General features: G+C 69.8%; 20 protein-coding genes. 8 read left to right on the top strand and 12 right to left on the bottom strand.

The genetic code is table 11. From position 1 onward, the window contains the following. Positions 1-5 precede the first annotated feature (5 nt). A complete protein-coding gene (locus ACIOD2_RS22010) occupies positions 6-761 on the top strand; it encodes a methyltransferase domain-containing protein (protein ID WP_400540799.1) in 756 nt (251 codons plus the stop codon). Here ACIOD2_RS22010 and ACIOD2_RS22005 read toward each other — a convergent pair. Continuing rightward, positions 748-1,533, bottom strand: coding sequence for a TetR/AcrR family transcriptional regulator C-terminal domain-containing protein (locus ACIOD2_RS22005; protein ID WP_400540796.1), 786 nt, complete (start codon positions 1,531-1,533; stop codon positions 748-750). The genes ACIOD2_RS22010 and ACIOD2_RS22005 overlap by 14 nt on opposite strands. A 76-nt stretch (positions 1,534-1,609) precedes the next feature. Between ACIOD2_RS22005 and ACIOD2_RS22000 the strand changes: the two genes are divergently transcribed. The 3 genes from ACIOD2_RS22000 (at position 1,610) to ACIOD2_RS21990 (ending at position 5,973) form a co-directional block, all read left to right on the top strand. After that, positions 1,610-3,883 (top strand): ATP-binding cassette domain-containing protein, encoded by a 2,274-nt coding sequence (locus ACIOD2_RS22000; protein ID WP_400540793.1) that lies wholly within the window; start codon positions 1,610-1,612, stop codon positions 3,881-3,883. Then, positions 3,880-4,677, top strand: coding sequence for a siderophore-interacting protein (locus tag ACIOD2_RS21995; RefSeq protein ID WP_400540790.1), 798 nt, complete (start codon positions 3,880-3,882; stop codon positions 4,675-4,677). The genes ACIOD2_RS22000 and ACIOD2_RS21995 overlap by 4 nt, the downstream gene beginning before the upstream one ends. 399 nt (positions 4,678-5,076) lie before the next feature. Beyond that, positions 5,077-5,973 carry a phosphotransferase gene (locus ACIOD2_RS21990; protein WP_400540787.1) on the top strand — a complete coding sequence of 299 codons (897 nt, stop codon included), beginning with the start codon at positions 5,077-5,079 and terminating at the stop codon, positions 5,971-5,973. Between the two features lie 214 nt (positions 5,974-6,187). On the opposite strand, the gene ACIOD2_RS21985 is transcribed toward ACIOD2_RS21990, so the two are convergent. The 3 genes from ACIOD2_RS21985 to ACIOD2_RS21975 form a co-directional block, all read right to left on the bottom strand. After that, positions 6,188-7,381: a cytochrome P450 gene (locus ACIOD2_RS21985; protein WP_400540784.1), complete on the bottom strand. Its 1,194-nt coding sequence runs from the start codon at positions 7,379-7,381 to the stop codon at positions 6,188-6,190. A gap of 104 nt (positions 7,382-7,485) precedes the next feature. Beyond that, positions 7,486-8,049, bottom strand: coding sequence for a TetR/AcrR family transcriptional regulator (locus ACIOD2_RS21980; RefSeq protein WP_400543162.1), 564 nt, complete (start codon positions 8,047-8,049; stop codon positions 7,486-7,488). A gap of 144 nt (positions 8,050-8,193) precedes the next feature. Then, on the bottom strand, positions 8,194-8,898 hold the full coding sequence (locus ACIOD2_RS21975) for an SDR family oxidoreductase (RefSeq protein WP_400543159.1): 705 nt from the start codon (positions 8,896-8,898) through the stop codon (positions 8,194-8,196). A 100-nt stretch (positions 8,899-8,998) separates the two neighbouring features. Here ACIOD2_RS21975 and ACIOD2_RS21970 point away from each other — a divergent pair, with 100 nt between their 5' ends. Both ACIOD2_RS21970 and ACIOD2_RS21965 read left to right on the top strand, forming a co-directional pair. Continuing rightward, positions 8,999-9,490: a winged helix-turn-helix transcriptional regulator gene (locus tag ACIOD2_RS21970; protein WP_400540781.1), complete on the top strand. Its 492-nt coding sequence runs from the start codon at positions 8,999-9,001 to the stop codon at positions 9,488-9,490. A gap of 186 nt (positions 9,491-9,676) precedes the next feature. Then, positions 9,677-10,240 carry a snapalysin family zinc-dependent metalloprotease gene (locus ACIOD2_RS21965; RefSeq protein WP_400540778.1) on the top strand — a complete coding sequence of 188 codons (564 nt, stop codon included), beginning with the start codon at positions 9,677-9,679 and terminating at the stop codon, positions 10,238-10,240. Positions 10,241-10,300: 60 nt separating this feature from the next. Here the strand turns inward: ACIOD2_RS21965 and ACIOD2_RS21960 are convergent, their stop codons facing one another. The 7 genes from ACIOD2_RS21960 to ACIOD2_RS21930 are packed head-to-tail and all read right to left on the bottom strand — an operon-like array spanning position 10,301 to position 19,353. Continuing rightward, a complete protein-coding gene (locus ACIOD2_RS21960; protein WP_392763762.1) occupies positions 10,301-10,972 on the bottom strand; it encodes a GntR family transcriptional regulator in 672 nt (223 codons plus the stop codon). 30 nt (positions 10,973-11,002) lie between these two features. Next, positions 11,003-12,349, bottom strand: a complete 1,347-nt coding sequence (locus ACIOD2_RS21955) for an ABC transporter substrate-binding protein (RefSeq protein WP_400540774.1) — start codon at positions 12,347-12,349, stop codon at positions 11,003-11,005. Positions 12,350-12,371: 22 nt separating this feature from the next. Next, complete coding sequence (locus ACIOD2_RS21950; protein WP_400540771.1) at positions 12,372-13,322, bottom strand: acetylxylan esterase; 951 nt, start codon at positions 13,320-13,322, stop codon at positions 12,372-12,374. Next, positions 13,322-15,607 carry a glycosyl hydrolase family 95 catalytic domain-containing protein gene (locus tag ACIOD2_RS21945; protein ID WP_400540768.1) on the bottom strand — a complete coding sequence of 762 codons (2,286 nt, stop codon included), beginning with the start codon at positions 15,605-15,607 and terminating at the stop codon, positions 13,322-13,324. The genes ACIOD2_RS21950 and ACIOD2_RS21945 overlap by 1 nt, the downstream gene beginning before the upstream one ends. Further along, positions 15,604-16,485 (bottom strand): carbohydrate ABC transporter permease, encoded by an 882-nt coding sequence (locus tag ACIOD2_RS21940; RefSeq protein WP_400540765.1) that lies wholly within the window; start codon positions 16,483-16,485, stop codon positions 15,604-15,606. The genes ACIOD2_RS21945 and ACIOD2_RS21940 overlap by 4 nt, the downstream gene beginning before the upstream one ends. 8 nt (positions 16,486-16,493) lie before the next feature. Then, positions 16,494-17,384 carry a carbohydrate ABC transporter permease gene (locus tag ACIOD2_RS21935; RefSeq protein WP_400540762.1) on the bottom strand — a complete coding sequence of 297 codons (891 nt, stop codon included), beginning with the start codon at positions 17,382-17,384 and terminating at the stop codon, positions 16,494-16,496. Continuing rightward, positions 17,359-19,353: a fibronectin type III domain-containing protein gene (locus tag ACIOD2_RS21930; protein ID WP_400540759.1), complete on the bottom strand. Its 1,995-nt coding sequence runs from the start codon at positions 19,351-19,353 to the stop codon at positions 17,359-17,361. The genes ACIOD2_RS21935 and ACIOD2_RS21930 overlap by 26 nt, the downstream gene beginning before the upstream one ends. Positions 19,354-19,545: 192 nt before the next feature. On the opposite strand from ACIOD2_RS21930, the gene ACIOD2_RS21925 reads away from it, so the two are divergent. Beyond that, a complete protein-coding gene (locus ACIOD2_RS21925; RefSeq protein ID WP_400540756.1) occupies positions 19,546-20,709 on the top strand; it encodes an AAA family ATPase in 1,164 nt (387 codons plus the stop codon). Positions 20,710-20,965: 256 nt separating this feature from the next. Further along, positions 20,966-21,319, top strand: coding sequence for a hypothetical protein (locus ACIOD2_RS21920; RefSeq protein ID WP_400540753.1), 354 nt, complete (start codon positions 20,966-20,968; stop codon positions 21,317-21,319). Between the two features lie 4 nt (positions 21,320-21,323). Here the strand turns inward: ACIOD2_RS21920 and ACIOD2_RS21915 are convergent, their stop codons facing one another. Continuing rightward, entirely contained in the window at positions 21,324-22,328 is a 1,005-nt protein-coding gene (locus ACIOD2_RS21915) for a LacI family DNA-binding transcriptional regulator (RefSeq protein WP_400540750.1), read from the bottom strand. Positions 22,329-22,381 lie beyond the last annotated feature (53 nt).

The raw sequence follows: 22,381 nt of genomic DNA, 5'->3' as shown, positions 1-22,381 counted from the left end.
AAGCCATGACGAGCTTCGACGACCTGGTGGCCGAGGCCGACGCGGTGTCGGTCGACGGCTGGGACTTCTCGTGGCTCGACGGCCGGGCTTCGGAGCAGCGGCCGTCGTGGGGTTACCAGCGGCTGCTGGGCGAACGCCTCGGCGGCGTCCACGCGGCCCTCGACCTGGAAACCGGCGGCGGCGAGGTGCTCAACGGCTGCCCGTCCCTGCCGCCGCTGATGGCCGCGACGGAGTCCTGGCCGCCGAACGTCGCCGTCGCGTCGGAGTTGCTGCGGCCGCGAGGAGTCGTGGTGGTGGCGAGTGCGGACGAGCCGCCGCTGCCGTTCGCGGACGGCCTGTTCGACCTCGTCTCCAGCCGCCACCCGGTGCGGACGTGGTGGGCCGAGATCGCCCGCGTCCTGCGCCCGGGCGGGTCGTACTTCTCCCAGCAGGTCGGCCCGGCGAGCGTGTTCGAGCTGGTCGAGTTCTTCCTGGGCCCGCAGCCGGCGTCGTCACGCGAAGGCCGTCACCCGGACCACGCCGTCGCGGCGGCGAAGGAGGCAGGTCTCGAGGTCGTCGACCTGCGGTCGGAGTCGCTGCGCACCGAGTTCCGCGACGTCGGCGCGGTGGTCTACTTCCTGCGCAAGGTGATCTGGATGGTCCCGGGCTTCACGGTCGAGCAGTACCGGCCGCGGCTGCGGGAACTGCACGACCTGATCGAGCGCGACGGCCCCTTCCTCGCCCACACCACCCGGTTCCTGATCGAGGCTAGGAAGCCCTGACGATCGCCGCCTCGACGCCGTCCAGCAGCAGCTCCAGCCCGGCCTCGAACGACAGCCGCGCCTCGCGTTCCAGGTAGGGCTCGCCGTCCGGGACCGCGGCCATGTCCGCGCCGAGGGCCGACACCGTCGGGAAGCGGGCCGGGAGGTCCGGGACCAGCTCGCCGAGCAGAGCCGACCGGGCGTACCACCAGTCCTCTTCGGACTGCCCCGTCTCGCGCGACGCCTGCCGGGACTCCGCCGCCGACTGGACCGAGCCGCGGACGACGTTGAACAGCGCCGACACCACCCAGCGCACGCGCGGCAGCGACAGGCCCGTCTCCGCCAGGACGCGCAGCAGCGTCTCCTGCACGTGGAACTCCCCCGGCCCGAGCACCGGGCGCGCCGGGGAGACCTGCAGCAGCCACGGGTGCCGCAGGTGCAGGTCCCACAGCTCGTCGGCCAGCGCCAGTGCCGCCGTTCGCCAGCCGGCCGCCAGGTCCTGGTCGGCGGGCAGCTCGCCGAGCGTCCGGTCGTACATCAGGTCGACGAGCTCGGTCTTGCCCGGCACGTACGTGTAGAGCGCCATCGCCGTACGGCCGAGCCGTTCGCCGACCGAGCGCATGGACAGCGCCCCCATGCCGTCGGCGTCCGCGATCTCGATCGCCGCGCCGACGATCGCCTCGACCGACAGGCCCGGCTTGGGCCCGGGACCGGTGCGCGGGGCGCCGACGCGCGGGCCCCACAGCAGCTCCATGGACCGCCGGGCGTCGCCCTGACCGGCGAAGACGACCACCTTGCCGACTCCTTACAGCCTAAAGTAATGTAACCTGGACAATCACTTTACAGCCTAAACTATCAAGAAGGACGGTATGACCTCACCCAGGCGGGCCGCCGACACCCACGACGTGATCGAGGTCCGGGGCGCCCGGGAGAACAACCTCACCGGCATCGACCTGGACATCCCGAAACGCCGGCTGACGGTGTTCACGGGCGTGTCCGGCTCCGGCAAGTCGTCCCTCGTCTTCGGCACCATCGCGGCCGAGTCCCAGCGGATGATCAACGAGACCTACAGCGCCTTCCTCCAATCGTTCATGCCGAACCTCTCGCGCCCGGACGTCGACCTGCTCGAGAACCTCAGCGCCGCCATCGTCGTCGACCAGGAGCGGATGGGGGCCAACTCCCGCTCGACCGTCGGCACCGCGACGGACGCGCACACGATGCTGCGCATCGCCTTCTCCCGGCTCGGCGAACCGCACGTCGGCACGTCCGGCGCGTTCAGCTTCAACCTGCCCGAGGGCATGTGCCCGGCCTGCGAGGGCCTCGGCCGGGTGTCCGACCTCGACGTCACCGCCCTCCTCGACTTCGACAGGTCCTTGAACGACGGCGCGATCCTCGTGCCCGGCTTCACGCCGGACAACTGGTACGTGCAGACCTACCTCGTGTCCGGCTTCTTCGACCCGGACGCCAAGATCCGCGACTACACCCCGCAGCAGCTCGACGACCTGCTCCACAAGGACTCCTGCAAGGTGAAGCTCGGCAAGACCAACGTCACCTACGAAGGCCTCGCGGTGAAGGTCAAGCGGCTCTACCTCCACAAGGACAAGGAGTCGCTGCAGCCGCGCCTGCGCGCGTTCGTCGACAAGGCGGCCACGTTCAGCACCTGCGCCGCGTGCGGTGGCGCCCGGCTCAACCAGGCCGCGCTGTCGGCGAAGATCGACGGGCGCAACATCGCCGACTGCTCGGCCATGCAGATCAGCGACCTCGCCGAGTTCGTCCGCAAGCTCGACGAGCCGTCGATCGCGCCCCTGCTGGGCAACCTGCGCGACACGCTCGACTCGCTGGTCGAGATCGGCCTCGGTTACCTCTCGCTGGACCGCGAGTCGGGCACGCTGTCCGGTGGCGAGGCGCAGCGGGTGAAGATGGTGCGGCACCTGGGTTCGAGCCTCACCGACGTCACGTACGTCTTCGACGAGCCGACCGTCGGCCTGCACCCGCACGACATCGAGCGGATGAACAACCTCCTTCTCTGCTTGCGGGACAAGGGGAACACGATCCTGGTCGTCGAGCACAAGCCGGAGACGATCCGGATCGCCGACCACGTCGTCGACCTCGGCCCCGGCGCCGGCAAGGCCGGTGGCCGGCTCTGCTACACCGGCGACCTCGACGGCCTCCGCGCGTCCGGCACGCTCACCGGCCGCCACCTCGACCACCGCGTCACGCTGCGCCCGGAGGTCCGTACGCCCGCCGGGCAGCTCCGGATCACCGGCGCCAGCCTGCACAACCTGCGTGACGTCAGTGTCGACGTCCCGCTCGGCGTGCTGACCGTGGTCACCGGTGTCGCCGGGTCCGGGAAGTCGTCACTGATCCACGGCTCGCTGACCCACCGCGACGGTGTCGTGGTGGTCGACCAGTCGGCGATCCGCGGTTCCCGGCGCTCGAACCCGGCCACCTACACCGGTGTGCTCGACCCGATCCGGACGGCGTTCGCCAAGGCCAACGGGGTCAAGGCGAGCCTGTTCAGCGCCAACTCCGAAGGCGCGTGCCCGAAGTGCAAGGGCCTCGGCCTCGTCTACACGGACCTGGCGATGATGGCCGGCGTCGCGTCGGTCTGCGAGGAGTGCGAAGGCAAGCGGTTCACCCCGGACGTCCTGACGTACACCTTGCGGGGCAAGAACATCAGCGAGGTCCTGGCGATGCCGGTCACCGAGGCACGCGAGTTCTTCCCGTCCGGCAACGCACGGGCGGTGCTGAACCGCCTCGCCGACGTCGGCCTCGGCTACCTGACGCTCGGGCAGCCGCTGACCACCCTGTCCGGCGGTGAGCGGCAGCGGCTGAAGCTGGCGATCCGGATGGCCGAGCACGGTTCGACGTACGTCCTCGACGAGCCGACGACCGGCCTGCACCTGGCCGACGTCGACCAGCTGCTCGCGCTGCTGGACCGGATCGTCGACGCGGGCAACACGGTGATCGTCATCGAGCACCACCAGGCCGTGATGGCCCACGCCGACTGGCTGATCGACCTCGGCCCCGGCGCCGGCCACGACGGCGGCCGGGTGGTCTTCGAAGGCACGCCGGCGTCGCTGGTCGCCGACGCCTCCACCCTGACCGCCCGCCACCTGCGCGAGTACCTGGAGAAGCGATGACCGGCCTGCTCGAGGTCACGGCGGTCCGTCGGGTGACCCCGCGGACCGTGCGCGTCACCTTCACCGGCGAGGGCTTGGAAGTTTTGGAGGCGTGGCCGGACCAGCAGCTGAAGCTGATGTTCCCGCCGCCGGGCCGCCCAGTGCGGCTGCCGTCCGCCGACGGCGACGTCATGCGCTGGTACGAGGCGTACCTCGCGATCCCTTCGGAGGAGCGGCCGGTGATGCGCAGCTACACCGTGCGCGACCGGCGCCCGGCTCTCGCCGAAATCGACGTCGACTTCGTGCTGCACGGGGAAACCGCGGGCCCGGCCACCAGCTGGGCCCGCACGGCGGCCCCCGGTCTGGTGATCGCCCGGTACGGGCCGGACGCCGCCTACCGCCGCCCGGTTCCCGCCGCCGGCACGGTACTGCTGGCCGGGGACGAGACGGCGATCCCCGCGGTCTGGTCGCTGTTGTCCGAAGTGGACAATGCCGTGGTGTTCCTCGAGGTCCCGGACGCGGCGGAGGAACAGCCTCTTCCCGGTGAGGTTCATTGGCTGCACCGGGACGGCGCTCCGCACGGGACGAAGCTGCTCGAGGCTGTCCGCTCGGCGAAGGTCGATGGCTCGGTCGCCGCCTGGCTGGCCGGGGAAGCGGGCATGGTCCGGGCGCTGCGCCGTCACCTGGTGAGCGAGCGCGGCGTCGGCAAGGGAGCCATCGAGTTCACCGGCTACTGGCGGCGCAAGCTCACCCAGGACGATGCGCCCACGCCCGAGGATCTGGCGGACGCCGCGGAGAAACTCGGCGGCGGCTGAGCGGGAACACGTGCCGGAGTGCCCACCGATCGGCAGAGGTGCTCCGCAGTTCCCGCACAGCCGTGGCCGCCGGCCGGTAGCCACGGCCGCGATCGAGTGGCCGCGCGGCCGCTGCACGGGAAAACGGCCCGAGCCGAGCCGCCTTGCGGCGGCGTTGCCCGCCAGGCGGCAGCTGCGCTCGACGGACCCGGACAGCCGTGGCCACAGCCGGCGACCGAAATCGACGGGGACCCGGCCAGCACCTTCCGCGCTGCTTCCCGCGGGCTGATGCCGAAGAACGCCGGATCGAAGTCCGCCGCGCCGTGCAGGAACCCGCCATCCTCGGCCATCGACCGGCGAACCGAGCCGGAGCAGCCGCGGGGCGGCAAACTCGCCGACGGCTGAGGCAGACTCAACCTCGTGCGTACGGAAACCGCGGCGGCGCTGGCCTCGTCGGGCATCGACCCGGCGTCGGTCGTGTCCGCCGAAGACGTCGGCGGGGGTACCTACAACACCGCCACGCGGCTGACGCTCGCCGACGGCAGACGGCTCGTGCTCAAGATCGCGCCGCGCGCCGCCGGGCTGGCCTACGAGCACGACCTGCTCGCGACCGAGGCCGAGTACTACCGCCTCGCCTCGGGGCCGCTGCCGTCGGTGGCCGGTGCCGGGCCGGGGTTTCTGCTGATGACGGAGCTGCCCGGCACGACCTGGGACGTCGCCGACGCCGACCGGCCGCGGCTGCGAGGCGAGCTGGGCGCGATCGTCGCGCGGCTGCACGACACGACGGGCGAGACGTTCGGCTACCCGCAGGATCCGCCGCACCGGACGTGGACCTCGGCGTTCACGGCCATGACGGACGCGATGCTCGCGGACGCCCTGCACCACAAGATCCGGTTGCCGCGCCCGGCCGCCGAGATCGCGCACCTGGTCCGCCGCCACGGGCCGCTCCTGGGCCTGGTGACGACGCCGGTGCTGGTGCACTTCGACCTGTGGCCGGGCAACATCCTCGTCGACGGCGGGCACGTCAGCGGCATCATCGACGCCGAGCGCGCGTTCTGGGGCGACCCGGTGGCCGAGTTCGTTTCGCTGACGTTGTTCCGCGACTTGGACCAAGAACTGGTCGACGGCTACAGCAACGCGGGCGGACCGGCAAAGTTCGATCCACCCGCCGCGCGACGGCTCACGTTGTACCGCGTCTACCTGGACCTGATCATGCTCGTGGAAATGGTGCCACGGCAGGACACCGACGCGGGCCGCGCCGAGTTCCTCACCGGCCACCTGGCCGCGGACCTCGACGCGGCGCAGCGAGCGCTCTGACCAGGCGCGGCGCAGGAACCGGAACACACGAGTTGTCGTCACGCATTCCACGTTACCGAACACGTGTGCGAACACCATCGCTAAATCGGGTGATCCACACAAGCACCGCGAGAAGCGCGATTTCCGTTGCGGCGCAAGCGAATCAGGAGCGCAAGCGCGACGAGACGCCCCCGAATTCCAGGCTACCGGTGAGCACCGACAAAACCGGGAATCGTCACCACGCGACCGGCAGCGAGTGGACGCCGTAGACCAGCATGTCGTGCTTGAACTCCAGCTCCTCCACCGGAACCGCCAGCCGCAGCGAGGGGATCCGGCGGTACAGCGTGCCGTAGACCACCTGCAGCTCGACCCGGGCCAGCGTCTGGCCGAGGCACTGGTGCACGCCGTAGCCGAACGCCACGTGGTGGCGGGCTCCGCGCGTCACGTCCAGCTCGTCCGGCGACTCGAACACCGAGTCGTCCCGGTTCGCGACGTCCGAGGCGCCGATGATGCCGTCGCCCGCGTGAATGGTCTGGCCGGCGAGTTCGAAGTCTTCGACGGCGACCCGTCGGCGGCCGGAGTGCGTGATGTTCAAGTACCGCAACAACTCTTCGACCGCACTGCGCAGCAGCTCGGAGTCACCGTGACGGACCAAGTCCAGCTGCGAAGGGTTCTCCAGCAGCGCCACCGTGCCGAGCGCGATCATGTTCGCCGTCGTTTCGTGGCCCGCCACCAGGAGCAGCTGGCCCATCCCGGCGATCTGCTCCGCCGTCATCGTGCCCAGCTGCGAAACCGCCAGGCGGCTCAGGACGTCGTCACCCGGCGCGACCGCCTTCCGCTCTACCAAGCGAGAAAGGTAGGCCAGCAGCTCGTCGGTGGCCTTCACCGCTTCCTCGGGCGTCGCGTCCATCGCGATCATCACCTTCGTGATGTCCTGGAAGAACGCGCGGTCCTCGTACGGCACCCCGAGCAGCTCGCAGATCACCAGTGACGGCACCGGCAGCGCGAACGACGTCACGAGGTCGGCCGGGTTGGGGCCCGCCAGCAGGTCGTCGATCAGGTCGTCGACGATCTTCTGGATGGCCGGGCGCAGCGCCTCCATCTTCTTGACCAGGAAGTCGCCGGTCAGCAGCTTGCGCTGGGCCGCGTGCTCCGCGCCGTCCATGTTGATGAACGACTTCACGCGGTTGCGGCGGGCGGCCGAAGCCGCGCTCTGGTGCGGGTAACCGGGCCGGTCGGAGTCGGCGCTCACCCGCGGGTCGCGCAGGATCGTGCGCACGTCTTCGAAGCGCGTCACCAGCCACGGCGTGCTGCCGTTCCACAGCTTGACGCGGGAAACCGGCTCGTCACGCTGCAGTTCCCCGAGCTCGGCCGGCGGGTCGAAGGGACACCGCCGGGTCATCGGAAACGCCGGCACACCGTCCGTCATGAGGACCTCCCGAAGTCGCCGCACAGTTCGACAAGGAATTACATAGCTATGCTAAGCATCTTGCCGCGACTCCGCCACACTCCGTTCAGGCGACGATCACAAGATCACTCGAATACCAGCGACAACAGCTCGTCGACAAACGGTTCGACCAGCTCGGCACCGGTCCGGTGCAGCACGCTGTGGAACAGGGCGACCCGCCCGTGCGCGCCGACGAACACCACGGCGGCCGCCCGGCCGGGCGAAACCCGCAGCGGGTGGCCGGCTTCGACGCACCGCTCGAACCCCGCGGTCAGGCTGTCGATCACGTCCAGCAGCGGCCCCTCCGCCCGCGCGTCCGGATCGGGCTTGGACGCGCCGTTCGCGAGCATCAGCCGGTAATGTCCGGGATTGCCCATGGCGAACGCGCAGTACGCGTGGATCTGCGCCCGGATCCGGCCGACGACGTCGGCCTCGCCGTACGACTCCTCCGCGGCGCGCATGGATTCCCGCAGCCGCCCGTATTCGTGGTCCAGCAGTCCCTGCACGAGCTCCGCGCGGTCGGCGAAGTGCTGGTAGATGCTCGCCGGGGCGATGCCGACCGCGCGCGCGACGCCGCGGATCGTCAGCCCGTCTTCGCCGCCGAGTTCGGCGAGCAGCCGGGCGGCGGCCGCCAGGATCTCCCCGCGCAGCCGTTCGCCTTCACCCCAACGATTCCTGGTGCGGCCGGTACCGGCATTGTCAGCCACCCGGGTATTCATACGCCCGGGGCCGCCACGGGTGTATTCCGGGGGTCCCGAAATGACCATGGCGGCCCATTATCGTCCTAAGTGGACTCAGGCGGTCAGGCTCGGGTACAGCCCGGTCAGGTCGCCGGCCAGCCCCGCGCGGACGTTGCGGCTGAGGTCGTCGACGAGCACTTCGAAGAGACCTTGTTCGACACCATCGATTCCGAGGCCGGCCGCGAACGCCGGGTCGACCTTCGGGCCGTCGACGTGCTTGGCCATGTCGGTGTCCATGTACCCGACGTGCAGCGCGGTCACGTTCGTCTTCTGCGGCGCCAGTTCCAGGCGCAGCGCGTTGGTCAGGGACCAGGCCGCCGACTTCGCCGCGGAGTAGGCCGCGACCTGCGGCGAGGTGAACCACGACAGCACCGAAAGGACGTTGAGCACGGCACCGCCGCCGTTGCGCTCCAGGATCGGCGCGAACTCACGGGTCACGGCCAGGGTGCCGAAGTAGTGCGTGTCCATCTCCAGCCGGATGTCCTCGAGCGAGCCGCCGAGCGCCGACGCCCCGGTGGACGAACCGGCGTTGTTGACCAGCAGCGTGACGTCCCCGGCGGCCGCGGCGGCGGCGCGGATCGACTCGGGGTCCGTGACGTCGAGCCGCAGCGGGATCACTCCCGGCAGGTCCACCGACTCCGGGTTGCGCGCGGCCGCGTAGACCTTCGCCGCTCCCCGTTCGACGAGGGCGGCCGCGAACTGACGGCCGAGCCCGCGGTTCGCCCCGGTGACCAGTGCCACCGCACCCTTGATCTCCATGTCGAGCTCCTCTCGCATCTGACTTGCTCGTTGCAAGCTAGCTACGGCCGACAGTACGGCGTAAACTTGCTCCAAGCAAGCCAGCTCGAAGGGATCACACATGAGCCGCCGCATCACCTGGGAGGACGCCTCCTGCCCGATCGCCCGCGCCGCCGACGTCCTGGCCGAGCCGTGGACGCTGCTGATCCTGCGCAACGCCACCGCGGGCACGACCCGGTTCGAGGACTTCCGCAGCGAGCTCGGCATCGCCGACAACGTGCTGACGACCCGGCTGGGCAAGCTGGTCGACCGCGGGCTGCTGACGAAGCTCCCCTACCGCGACGGCGGCCGCACCCGGCACGAATACCGGCTCACGCAGGCCGGATCGGACGCGTTGCCGGTGCTCCACGCCCTCGGCGCCTGGGGTGACGCCCACACGGATTCGGCGAGCGCGTACGGCCCGATGCAGCTCGTCCACGTCGGCTGCGGACAGCTGACACGGCCGGGCCAGACCTGTGACAACTGCGGAAAACCGCTAGTCAGGGACGATCTGGCGTGGCGCGGGTCGTGGCTGTCCGAGGGCGAGATCCCGCTGGCCGACCCGGTCGCCTGACCCGGACGGCGCATCCTCGTATGCACTGTGGCGCATGTCAACACTGCGAAATGGTTGGTAAATCACCACTAAATACGCAGTACGAAAGTCGGGTCACAAGCCGCGTCCGGATCCGTAAATTCGGACCACAGCACACGCAAACCCGGCAAATTCCCCACAGCTGCCCTACCGCGAGGAGCCGTCCCGATGTCCAGGAAGTACCTGCTGCCCGGAGCCGCTGTCGCACTGGCGATGATCGCCACCCCGATGACCGCCGCGCCGGCCTTCGCGGCCCCGGCCCAGGCCGAAGCGGCCACGGTCGTCTACTACGACACCTCGGACGCCCCCACCTTCCGCGCCCAGATCAACGCCGGCGCGGCGAACTGGAACGCGGCGGTGTCGAACGTCAAGCTCGAAGAAAGCTCCTCGGGCGCCACGCTGCACTACACCGAAGGCAACGACCCGCAGGGCTCGTACGCCCAGACCGACGGCCACGGCAGCGGCACGATCTTCATCGACTACACGCAGGCCGAGCAGTACAACCAGACCCGCATCACGGCCCACGAGACCGGGCACGCGCTGGGCCTGCCGGACCACTACGAAGGCCCGTGCTCCGAGCTGATGTCGGGTGGTGGCCCCGGCCCGTCGTGCACCAACGCGAACCCGAACGCCGACGAGTCTGCTCAGGTGGAATCGCTGTGGGCCAGTGGTTTCCGCGCGGCGGCCACCACGCCGACCCGCATCTACGAAGTGACCATGCCGGTCAAGTGACCCGCATCTGACGTCGTCGGGGGAGGCCGCACCGGGTACGCCCGGTGCGGCCTTCGCACGTCAGAGCCTCGAGACCAGGCGGTCCCGGGCCACTTCCAGGTGGGCCGTCATCGCCTTGCGGGCGCCCGCCGCGCTGCCCGCCACCAGGGCGTCCACGATCGTCCGGTGCTCGGCGATCGTCTGCTCGCCGAACGGCTGGTTGTAGTTCAGCCGGAAGAAGTGCAGGTGGCAGTGGGTGCGCGCGAACGCCTGCTCGACCGCGACGTTGCCGGCCAGGTGCAGGATCAGCTCGTGCAACCGGGCGTCGTGCGCGGTCAGGGCCTTGTAGTCGCTGTACGCGTCGTGGACCGGGGCCGCCGGGCACGTCGCCAGCTCGGCCTCCAGCGCGGCGACGCTCTCGTCCGACATCGCCGCCGCCGCCAGCGCCGCGGACGGCGGCTCCAGCAGCAGCCGCAGCGCGTACATGTCGTCGACTTCCTTGCGGTTCAGCAACTCCGTGACGCGGTAACCGCGCAACGGCAGCCGGCTGACCAGCTCCTCGGACTCCAGCCGCGCCAGTGCTTCACGCACCGGTGTGCCGGAGACGCCGAGCTCGCGGGCGATCTCGTCGATGTTCACCCGCGCGCCCGGCTCGATGCCGTCGTTCATGATCAGCGCCCGGATCTGCTCGTAGACGCCGTCCGCCAGCACCTGCCTGCTCGGCAGCGCTTCGAGCCGTCGTCCGGAACTCACCATGACTCCCTCACCGTTGGTGACTACAGGCTACTGCTTGCCCAGGACCTGGGCGCTCTTCCGCGCCATCTCCGCGAAGACGTCGTCGTCGCGCTGGTGCGCGAAGTACGCCTCGAACAGCGGCCGTTCCGCGTCCTGCAGGGCCGCGCCGTTGCCGTAGACGACGGCCGGGACGAGCGAGCCGTCCTTCATCATCGTGGTGAACACCGACAGGTCGACACCCTGGCCCTTCATCGCAGTCGTCGCCGCGTCCATCGACGCCGGGATCGACGGGAAGAACGTGCCGCTCGCGCCGGCGGCCGACTGGCAGTCCGGCGAACCCATGTACGAGACCCACTTCCAGGTCAGGTCCGGGTTCTTGGTGCCGGCCCAGACGTTGTTCCCGTTCGAATTGGACAGCAGCGCGCGCTTCCCGGACGGCCCGAGCACGGTCGGCGCGATGCCCACCTTGACGCCCGGCAGCTTCGCGAACGTGCCCGCCGTCCACGAGCCCGCCGTCTCCATCGCCACCTTGCCCGAGCCGATCAGGTCGGTGTCGCTGATCGTCGCCTGGCCGCCGGTGGTGAACGTGCCGATCTTCGGCGCGAACCCGCGGTCGGTCAGCGAGCGCACCCAGCGCATCGTCTTGGCGAACACCGGGTCGTCGTAACCGAACTTCGTCGGCCAGGACTGCTTGTCGGCCAGGCGCCAGCCGGTGGTCATGGCGAACGAGCTCCACGTCGACTCACCGATGAAGTCCCGCGAGGCGAGCTGGCCGGTGCCGAAAGTCGTGACGTGGTCCTTGTCGAAGCCGGGCTGGTCACCGCGGACGCCGTTCTGGTCGACGCTCAGGTGCGCCGCGACCTTCTCGAACGTGCCGCCGTCGTCCGGGTTCCAGGTCAGGTTCGCCAGGTCCGCGGGGGTGTAGCCGGCCTTCGTGATGGTGTCGACGTTGTAGTACAGCCCGGTGGCGGACCAGTCGAGCGGCAGCGCGTACTGCTTGCCGTCGGTGAACTTCCACGCGTCGACGCCGACCGAGAACCGCTTCAGGTCGAACTTGTCGCGGGTGATGAGGTCGTCCAGCGGCAGCAGCTGGTGCTGCGAGGCGTAGGCCTGGAAGTACTGGACGCTGTTCTGGAACGCGTCGGGCGCGGTGCCCGCGACGAACCCGGCGGTCAGCTTGGTGAAGTAGTCGTCCACGTTGTACTGCGTGATCTTCACCGTGGTGCCCGGGTTGGCCTTCTCGAACGCCGACGCGCAGGTCTGGTAGGCCGCCGCCTGCTTGTCGTCCCAGGTCCACCAGTTGACCGTGTTCCCGTTGCCGCTGGCCGAGCCGCCGCCGCAGGCGGCCACCAGCGCTCCCAGCGTCGCCACCAGGCCGATCGCCAAAACTCTCATCGTTTCACTCCATTGTGGATGGTCATGGCCGCAGGATCGGCCGGAACCCTTCGAGCACCGCTTGCACGTCGTCCGCGCCACCGGCGTCGTGGCCGTTGTATTCCCAGACGCCGATCTGCTTCGGGCCCTTGTAGGCGTGGTAGGCGCCGAACACCGTGGACGGCGGCACGATCCCGTCCATCAGCCCGGCGGAGAACCAGGCGGGCGCGGTGGCGCGGGCCGCGAACCCGACGCCGTCGAAGTAGGACAGCACCTCGAACGTCCGGGCCACGGCGTCCCGCTTGTCGGCGAGGTACCGCGTCAGCTCGAGGTACGGCCGCTCCCCCGCGATCAGGCTGGCGCGCCGGAAGTCGCAGAGGAACGGCGCCTGGGCGTGCAGCGCGGCGACGTCCGGGACCAAGGCCGCTGTGGCGAGCGCGATGCCACCACCCTGGCTGTTGCCGAGCACCGCGACCCGCGCCGGATCGACGGCCTCCAGCGCGCGCACGGCGTCCACCGCGCGGGCCGCGTCGGTGAAGATCCGCCGGTAGACGTAGGTTTCGCGGCTGTCGATGCCGCGGGTGAGGTGACCGGGGTACGCCGGTCCGCTGCCGACCGGGTCGGGTGTCACGCCGCCCTGGCCGCGGACGTCGATCTGCAGGTGCGCGTACCCGGCGGACGCCCAGGTCAGCTCCTGCAGCGCGCTCCCGCGGCTGCCGCCGTACCCGTGGAACTGGATGATCGCGGGCCGCGGTCCTTCGATGCCGCGAGGCAGCCGCAGCCAGGCGCGGACCGGGTGGCCACCGAACCCGGCGAACGTCACGTCGAAGACGTCGAGGGTCCGCAACGGCGTCTCGACCGCCGTGACGTGCAGGGCCAGGTCGTGGTCGCGGGCGTCGTCGAGGGTCGACGTCCAGAACTCGTCGAAGTCGGCGGGGGCGGCGTAGTCGCTGCGGTACTCCCACAGCGCGGCGATACCGAGGTCGGTGAGCATCAGAGTCCTTTCAGGACGGTGGACTCGCCGGTCCGCAGCCGCACCCCGGTCTCCCGGCCGCGGTAGCGCACGCGCACCACGTCGGCCGGGTCGCCGGACAGCCGCCGCAGCACGGCGTAGGCCAGCTCACCTTCGCGCCATTCGAGGTCGGCCGCGAGCCCACCGCGGCACCGCAGCCCGCGGGCCTCGCCGGACGACCATTCCGCGGGCAATGCCGGAAGCAGCGTCACGACGTCGTTGTGGCTCTGCAGCACCAGTTCGGCGAGCCCGGCCGGGAAGCCGTAGTTGCCGTCGATCTGGAACGGCGGGTGCGTGCTGAACAGGTTGGGCAGCAGCCCGCCCCACTCGGAGCCGTCGACCGGGGCGTCGCGGTGGCGGTCGCCGGTGAACGGCTGCGACGCCTCGCTCAGGAGCTTCCGGGCGGTCTCGCCGTCGCCGAGCCGCGCGCGCAGGGCGATCTTCCAGGCCCACGACCAGCCCATCGCCCCTGGTCCACGACGTTCGAGCAGCACCCGCGCCGCTTCGGCGAGGCCTGGCGTCGCGACGGCGTCGATCTGCCCGAGCGGGTAGAGCGCCACCATCTGCGACATGTGCCGGTGCGCCGGATCATCCTCCGGGAGGTCCTCGGCCCACTCCTGCAGCCAGCCGCCTTCGGTGACGGCGAGCGGACGCAGCCTGGGCAGCGCCAGCGCGATCTCGGCGCACAGCGGATCGTGGACGCCGAGCGCGTCGGCCGCGGCCAGGCTGCGCTCGAACACCGCCCGGATCAGCGCGATGTCCATCGTCACCGAGTACGTCAGCGACTCCTTCGTCCCGGCGTCGGAGAGGAAGAGGTTCTCCGGGGACGTCGACGGGCACGTCTCGAGGAAACCGTCCTTTTCGACGAGCCAGTCGAGGCAGAACTCGGCGCAGCCACGCAGCAACGGCCAGGCCGTCGAGGCCAGGAACGCGCGGTCGCGGGTGAAATCCCAGTGCTCCCAGGCGTGCTGGACCAGCCACGCACCGCCCAGCTGCCAGAGCGCCCACGACGGGTTGCCGTGCCCCATCCCGGCCGGCAGCGCCCAGCCCCACGGGTCGGTGTTGTGGTGGGTGACCCAGCCGCGCGCGCCGTACAGCTCGCGCGCGACGTCGGCGCCGGTGACCGCGAGCTTGCCGAGCAGCTCGAACAGCGGGAGGTGGCACTCGCCGAGCCCGGTCGTCTCGGCGGCCCAGTAGTTCATCTGGGTGTTGATGTTGATCGTGTAGTTGGACGACCAGGCCGGGCGGAGGTCGTCGTTCCAGATGCCCTGCAGGTTCGCGGGCGGCGCGCCGGGCCGAGAGGCGCTGGCCAGCAGGTAGCGGCCGTACTGGAACAGAACGGTCGCGGCGAGCTGCTCGTCCTTTCCGGACAGCAGTTCGGCGACGTCGTGGGTGCCGCCACGGCGTTCGCCGATCCTCAGTGAAGACGCGCTCAGCAGCGGACGAAGGTCGGCCTCGTGCGCGCGACGCAACTCCGCCATCCCGGTCGCGATCGCCTGCTCGGCCAGCACGGCCGCGCGTCGCCGGTGTTCGTCACGGGTGTGCTGGCGGTCGCCGATCCAGGCGTCGTACGCACTGGTCGAGCTGGCCAGGACGATCAGGACGCCGGTTGCCGTCCGGGCGACCCGGACGGCAACCGCGGCGAACGGGTCGTACCCCTCGACGGTCCCGTACCGCAGTGGCTCTTCCACTTGTGGTTCGTGCCGGGGTGCGCCGTCGACCGGGATCTCGATGCCCAGGTCGAGACCGTCTCGCGAGACCTCTCGCAACGGTGTCGACACGTCGACGTCGACCTCGATCGAGCCGGACAGCGCGATGCACAGCACCTGCGCGGGACGGCTCACCCAGGTCGTGCGTTCGACGTCGTGACCGCCGATGGTGAGCCGTTCGGTGGCGACGCCGTTGTCGAGGTTGAGCGTCCGGCCATGCGAGGTGCCTTCGGGGAGCGTCAGCCAGAGGTCCACATAGGGCAGGAACTCCTGGCTGTACGGCCCTTCGAACGCCATCAGCAGGTCTTCGGCGCGCCGGAAGTCCTTCGCGAACACGGCTTCGCGCACCTGGTCGAGCCGTTCCGGCCCGGCGTCGATGTCCTTCAACGCAGACGCGGGACCATTCGGAGCGCCGGACCAGACGGTGGCGTCGTTGACCTGTATCCGCGTGCGCCCGGCGCCGCCGAAGACCATCGCGCCGAGCCGGCCGTTGCCGATCGGCATGGCCTCGGTCCATTCCGCGGCCGGGTGCGGCCAGGAGAGCAGGAGATCCGTCATTTCAACCCCGTGAAGCCGATGGAATTGACGAGCCGGCGCCCGAACGCGACGAACAGCAGCAGCATCGGGAGCGCGGCGACGAGCGTGGCGGCCATCAGGCCGGCCCAGTCCAGCGCCGCCTGCGGCGACGACTGCTTGAACACCGCGAGCGCCAGGGTCAGCGGGCGGACGGTGTCGTCGTTGGTGACCAGCAACGGCCACAGGTAGTCGTTCCAGGTGTTGATGAACGTCAGCAGGGCGAGCGTCGCGATCGGGGCGGCGCTCATCGGCAGCACGATCCGGAAGCAGACGCGCAGCGGCCCGGCGCCGTCGATGATCGCGGCCTCTTCGATCTCATTGCTGAGGCCGAGCATGAACTGGCGCAGGAAGAAGATGTTGAACGCCGAGAAGAACGCCGTCGGCAGGATCATCCCGCCGAAGCTGTTGAGCAGCCCGAGGTCCTTGATCAGCACGAAGTTCGGCAGCAACGTCAGGACTTGCGGCACCATCAGCGCGGTCAGCAGCACCGCGAACAGCGCGTCGCGGCCCTTCCACCGCAGCCGCGAGAACGCGAACGCGGCCAGCGCGGAGAAGAACACCGTGCAGACGGTGAGCAGCACCGCGTAGACGATCGAGTTCCGCAGTGCCGACAGCAGGTCGATCGACGCGGCGGACCCGCCCTGCGCCGCGGCCTCGGCCGGGGACGCGAGACCCAGCGCGCGTTTGAACGCGCCCACCGTGAAGTCGACCGGGACCAGCGAAGACGGGTCCGTCGCCATCGCGTAGTTGTTCGACAGCGCGGTCCGGACGATCCAGTAGAACGGGAAGATCGTCACCACGAGCACGATCACGAGGTAGGCCCAGGCGACGACCCGGCCCGGGGTGAACCGTCTGCGCACGACCCCTCCTAGTTGGTGTCGGACTCGCCCGCGCGAGCCATCCGGAGCTGGGCGAAGGTGACGGCGGCCAGCAGCACGAACAGGGCCAGCGACATGGTCGCGGCGTAACCGAAGTCGAACTGGCCGAACGCCTTGTCGTAGATGTACATCTGCAGCACCTTCGACGCGTCCGCCGGACCGCCCTTGGTCGTCACCTGCACGATGTCGAAGATCTGGAACGAGCTGATCACCGTCAGCACCACGACCATCACCAGGATCGGCCGCAGCAGCGGCACGGTGAGCCGGCGGAACATCTGCAGCTCGCTCGCGCCGTCGATCCGGCCGGCCTCGTAGACGGTGGCCGGGATCGTCTGCAGCCCGGCGAAGATCAGGACCGCGTTGTAGCCCATGGTCTTCCAGACGTTGAGCCCGGCCAGCGTCGGCACCGCCCAGCCGCCCGAGCCGAAGAACAGCACCGGCTCGCCGGTGAGCTTCGTGATCAGGACGTTGACGATGCCGAGCTGCGGGTCGAGCATCCACGACCAGACCAGCGCGGTGACCACGCCGGAGATGAGGAACGGCAGGATCATCAGCCCGCGGACGGTGGCCGACACCGCGAGCCGGTGCAGGATCACCGCCGTCACCAGGGAAACCAGGATGCCGAGCACCACCGAGAGCGCCACGAAGTAGATCGTGACGAACAGCGAGTGCCAGAACGTGGCGTCCCCGAAGAGCTCCTGGAAGTTGCCCAGGCCGATCCAGCGCGGTTCGGACAGGACGTGGAACTCGGTGAAGCTCAGGTAGAGACCGCGCAGGGTCGGGTAGGCGAAGAACACGGCGAAACCGGCGAGCGCGGGACTGATGAGCAGCCACGCGATCGGCGCGTCCCGGCCCCTAGACGGTGATCTTGTCGACGTCATAGACATAACCGGCCTGGTTGCCGATCTGGATGGTGTTGGCTCCGGCCTGCAGGTACACCGGCACGGTCACGGTCTGCGGGGTGTTCCAGTCGTCGTCGTTGCTCCCGGCCACCGGGAGCGGGAACGAGGTCCCGTTGATCGTGACGATGCCGGTGCGGCTCGAGTCGCCGTCCACGTAGGACAGCTGCATCAGGTAGGTCCCGGCCTTGGCCGTGGTGACCGTCGGCAGGACGACGTACCCGCTGCCGCCGAGGTAACCGACCTTCTTGCCGCCCGAGCACGCGCAGTCGTAGACGGTCGCGCCACCCTGCGGGGTGCCGTTCTCCGCCTCGTACGCCGTGGGTCCGCCGGCCGCGGGGGTCGTCACGCTGATCTTCTTGCTCGGTGCGGACGGTTTCCCGTAGCGCTGGTTCGCGACCACCGTGAAGTCGTACGACGTCGACGGCTTGAGGGCGCTGACCGTGACGTTCGCGGTGTTCGTCGTGGCGACTTTCTTGTTCCCTGCGAAGACGTCGTAGCTCTGCGCGCCCTTCGACGCGTCCCAGGCCAGCGAGACGCTGGCGCCGGTGACGCCGGTGGCGTGCACGACACCCGGCGCCGGCAGCGCGTTGCGGTCGCGCGGGGTGACCTTCAGCAGCCGCGAACCGTGCACCGGGAGGTCCGCGGACGCGGTGCTTTCCTTGTGCGACCAGAGGTCGCGGATCTCCGCGGGGCCGGTGATGCCGAGCTGCGCGAGGTCCGCGGTGACACGGGCGGGCGTCGCGGCGAGGTTGAACAGCGCGACCGTGTAGCTGCCGTCGGCGTTGCGGTTCGACCAGACCTGCTGGTCGCTCGTCTGGCTCACCGGCTTGGCCGGGATGCCGGCCTGGTTGACGGCGATGACCTCGTCGTTGGTCAGCAGCTTGACGCCGTAGTCGTCGAGCTGGGTCAGGTCGTCGCCGATGTAGAGCGGCGCGGCTTCGATCGCCCAGAGCGTCATGTAGCTCTGGCGCTCGGCCTCGGTGAGGCCGTCCATCTTGCCGCTGCCGACGTCGAGCGAGTCGAGGTTGTTCCAGTGGCCGGGGCCGGCGTCGGGGATCCACTGCACGACGTCGTTCCAGCGCTGCTTGACCGAGTTGTTCCAGGTCACGAGGGTGTCGCAGTAGCACTCGACGTCCGTGTCGACGCGCCAGCCGTTCGTGTTGGCCTTCCAGACGCCGGACTGGCGGTGGCTCAGCGCCCAGGAGACGACGAACTCCATCGGGCGGCCGGTCTTGGTGATGGCCTTGTGCCAGGCCTCGACGTCGGTGGTGTTGGTGTAGTTCGGGCCGCCCTTGAAGGAGCCGGGGCCGACGCCGTCGAGCTTGAGGAAGTCGACGCCCCAGCCGGCCAGCAGCTGCGCCACGGAGTCCACGTAGGACTGGGCGCACGGGTTCGTGAAGTCGATCTTGTAGGCGGAGTCCCAGCCGTTGGTCTTGCGCAGGTCGGGGTAGACGAGGTCCTTGGTGTGGCAGTTCGTGTTGCCGGCGATCGGGGAACTGCCGTCGTTGTAGGCCTTGAGGTCCAGGCCGACCGCCAGGTAGGAGCCCAGTTTGAGGCCCTTCTTGTGGACGTAGTCGGCGACGTACTTCATGCCGTCCGGGAAGGTCGCCGGGTTGACGACGGGACGGGCGTACTGGTCGAAGGAGTTCGACCAGCCGGCGTCGATGTTGACGTACTCGTAGCCGTGCTGCTTGAACTTCGCCGCGAGGACGTCCGCCTGCTGCAGGACGTGCTTCTCGGTGAGCCAGCTGGCCGAGCCGGTCGGGTTGACGCCCGGGTAGTTCGTCGACTCGAGGCTCCAGCTGCTCCAGCCCAAGTAGGGCTTCTGCGCCACGGGCTTCTGCTGGGCCTCCGGCGCCGCTGTCGCCGCGGGCGCTGTGAGGAGGCCCGCGAGCACCGTCAAGCCGCCGAGGACACCCAGGGCCCGTCTGACACGGGAGGCTGCCATGACCACTCCTTCGAGGTCGGTGGGGACTACGTCAGACATCCGAGGACCACGGCCCGATTCCGGCGAACCATAGATCCTATAGGATCGACGACTGGAGATTCTGACTGCGCAGGCCGTCCGGTGTCAACGCCTGCACGCGGACAAAGATCAGACGAATCTCGGACTGTCGGGGGTGGCGGTTAGGTTCGAAGGATGTTGACCACGCTCGCCGTCGAGAACTACCGCTCCCTGCGCGACCTGGTGCTGCCGCTGTCCGGGCTGACCGTCGTCACCGGGCCGAACGGCAGCGGCAAGTCGAGCCTGTACCGGGCGCTGCGGCTGCTGGCGGACGCGTCCCGCAACGGCGCGGTGGCGGCGCTGGCCCACGAGGGCGGGCTGCCGTCGACGCTGTGGGCCGGCCCGGAGACGATCGGCCGGTCGGTGCGCGAGGGGCGCACGCCGGTGCAGGGCACGGTCCGGACGAAGGCGCTCGGGCTGAAGCTGGGGTTCGCGGGTGACGAGTACGGCTACGCGCTGGACCTGGGCATACCGCAGCCGCTGGACACGATGTTCAACCGCGACCCGGAGTTCAAGCGCGAGGCGGTGTGGTCGGGCCCGGTCCTTCGTCCGTCGGCGCTGCTGGCCGAGCGCTCGGGCCCGGCGGTTCGCACCCGGGTCGAGTCGGGCGGGTGGGGTTCCGACGTCCACAAGATCCGGCTGACCGACAGCATGCTGAGCGAGTTCGCCGACCCGAGGGCGTGCCCGGAGCTGCTGCTGGTCCGCGAGCGCATCCGCGGCTGGCGGTTCTACGACCACTTCCGCACGGACGCCCGCGCGCCGGCCCGCCAGTCCCAGATCGGCACGCGCACCCCGGTCCTGTCCCACGACGGCGCCGACCTGGCGGCGGCCCTGCGCACGATCATCGAAATCGGCCGGGCCGCGGAACTGGAGTCGATCGTCGACCAGGCCTTTCCCGGGTCACGCCTGGAGGTGGTGGCCCCGGAAAGCCGTTTCACGGTCCGCTTCCACCAGCACGGCCTGCTGCGGCCATTGGAAGCCGCGGAGCTGTCGGACGGCACGCTGCGGTTCATCCTGTGGGTGGCGGCGCTGCTGACCCCGCGGCCGCCGGAACTGCTGGTGCTGAACGAGCCGGAGACCAGCCTGCACCCGGATCTGTTGCCGGCGTTGGCTTCGCTGATCGCGGTCGCGGCGAAGGAGACCCAAGTGGTGGTGGTCTCACACGCGCAGCCGCTGATCAGGGCGCTGTCGGAGATCGCGGAGGTGGGCGAGGTGGAGCTGGAGAAGGAGTACGGGGAGACCAAGCTGGTGGGGCAAGGGAGGTTGGACCGCCCTTCGTGGCACTGGCCCGCCCGCTGACGGAGGCCGCGTCGTCCAGCTGGGTACGCGTGTCGTCCGTTCAGGTACGCGTGTCGTCCATCGCGGTCCGCTCGCGAGATCCGCCCAGCAGGCCGCGGCGTACCCAGCCGGACGACACGCGTACCCGGCTGGACGACACGCGTACCCGGCTGGACGACACGCGTACTCAGAGGGTACGGGTCCTATGGCCCTGGTCCTCCGGGCGAGCTGCGCGCAGTGTGGGTGGATCGTGAGCCGTATCCGAAAGATCCTGATCATGCGCCAGTTGGTTTTCGCCGCCGGAGTGTTGGCCGTCGCCGTGCTGGCGGCCGCTTGCTCGCCGACTCCGGCCGCGCAACCGCCTCAGCCGGTGCCGACCACCGTCACCGCCGAGCCGGTGACCGTCACGGAGACCGCGCCCACCACCGTCGTCACCACGGTGACCACAACCGCCCCCGCGCGAAAAGCCGCGACCACTCGCCCCAAGGCCGAGGACTGTGCGACCGGCGGCTGCCTGGACGCGGCCCGCGGCCTGTCCCAGTCGGACGTCAAACGAGAAACCGACGCCTGGCTCGCGAAGCACCCCGGCTGGTGCGCGGTCGGCACCACCGGCGCCGTCGCGCCCTGCTGAGCCGTCAGCGGCCCTTGGTGCTTTCGCGGATCTCCAGCGCGAACGGCGTCTGGACGTCCTGCGGCGGAGCCGACTTCTCCCCCGTGATGCGACGGCTCACCAGGTCGATCGCCGCTTCCGCCAGCGCGGTCTTGTCCGGGGCGATCGTCGTCAACGCCGGTAGCGAGAAGGCGCTCTCTTCGTTGTTGTCGAACCCCACGATCGCCACGTCCTCCGGCACCCGCAGGCCCAGCTCGGCGACGGCACGCAAAGCGCCGATCGCCAGCAGGTCGTTGAAACAAAAGACCGCATCAGGCGGGGAAGGCAACGCCAGCAACGACTTCATCGCCGCCGCGCCGTAACCGCGGTGCCACTTCTCGGCCGGGGCGACCAGGGAGTCCGAATAGGACAGACCGGCCTCCACCAGGGCCGAGCGGTAGCCGGCCAGGCGCTGGGACGACGTCCCACGGGCCGGGTTGCGGCCGATCGCCGCGATGCGCGTGCGGCCCAAGGACGCCAGGTGGGACACCGCCACGTGCGCGGCCAGGACGTTGTCGATCGCTACATGATCGATCGGGACGTCGACCGCGTGCTCGCCCAGCATCACCAGGGGGATTCCGCCCGGTTCGTCCGGAAAGTCCGCGGCCTCCAGCGCTTCCGGGTGGACCAGCGCGCCGTCGACCAGGTGGGGGCCCAGCGAGGACAGCGTCTTGCGCTCGCGCTCGCGTGTCCCCTGTGTCTGTTCGATCAAGACACTCCAGCCGCGCTTCTGGGCCGCCGTGATGACCAGGCCGGCCAGCTCGCCGAAGTACGGGATCGACAGCTCCGGCACCATCAGCGCCAGGAAACCGGTGCGGCCGCGGCGGAGGTTGCGGGCGCCGACGTTCGGGCGGTAACCGGTCGCGGCCAGCGCTTCTTCGACGCGGCGGCGGTTTTCCGGCTTGACGAAGGCATAGCCGTTCACGACGTTCGACACCGTCTTCACCGATACTCCGGCGAGCGTGGCGACGTCCTTGAGCGTCACGGTCACGGGCGATCCCTTCACATCGGCGTGAGCCAGAAGCATAGCGACAATTTGCCGGT

Origin of the sequence: Amycolatopsis sp. NPDC088138 (assembly GCF_044741685.1) — a bacterium.
In the GTDB taxonomy this organism is placed as follows: domain Bacteria; phylum Actinomycetota; class Actinomycetes; order Mycobacteriales; family Pseudonocardiaceae; genus Amycolatopsis.
Note: the sequence above shows the minus strand (reverse complement) of the source record. Positions and strands in the feature narration are given on the sequence as shown.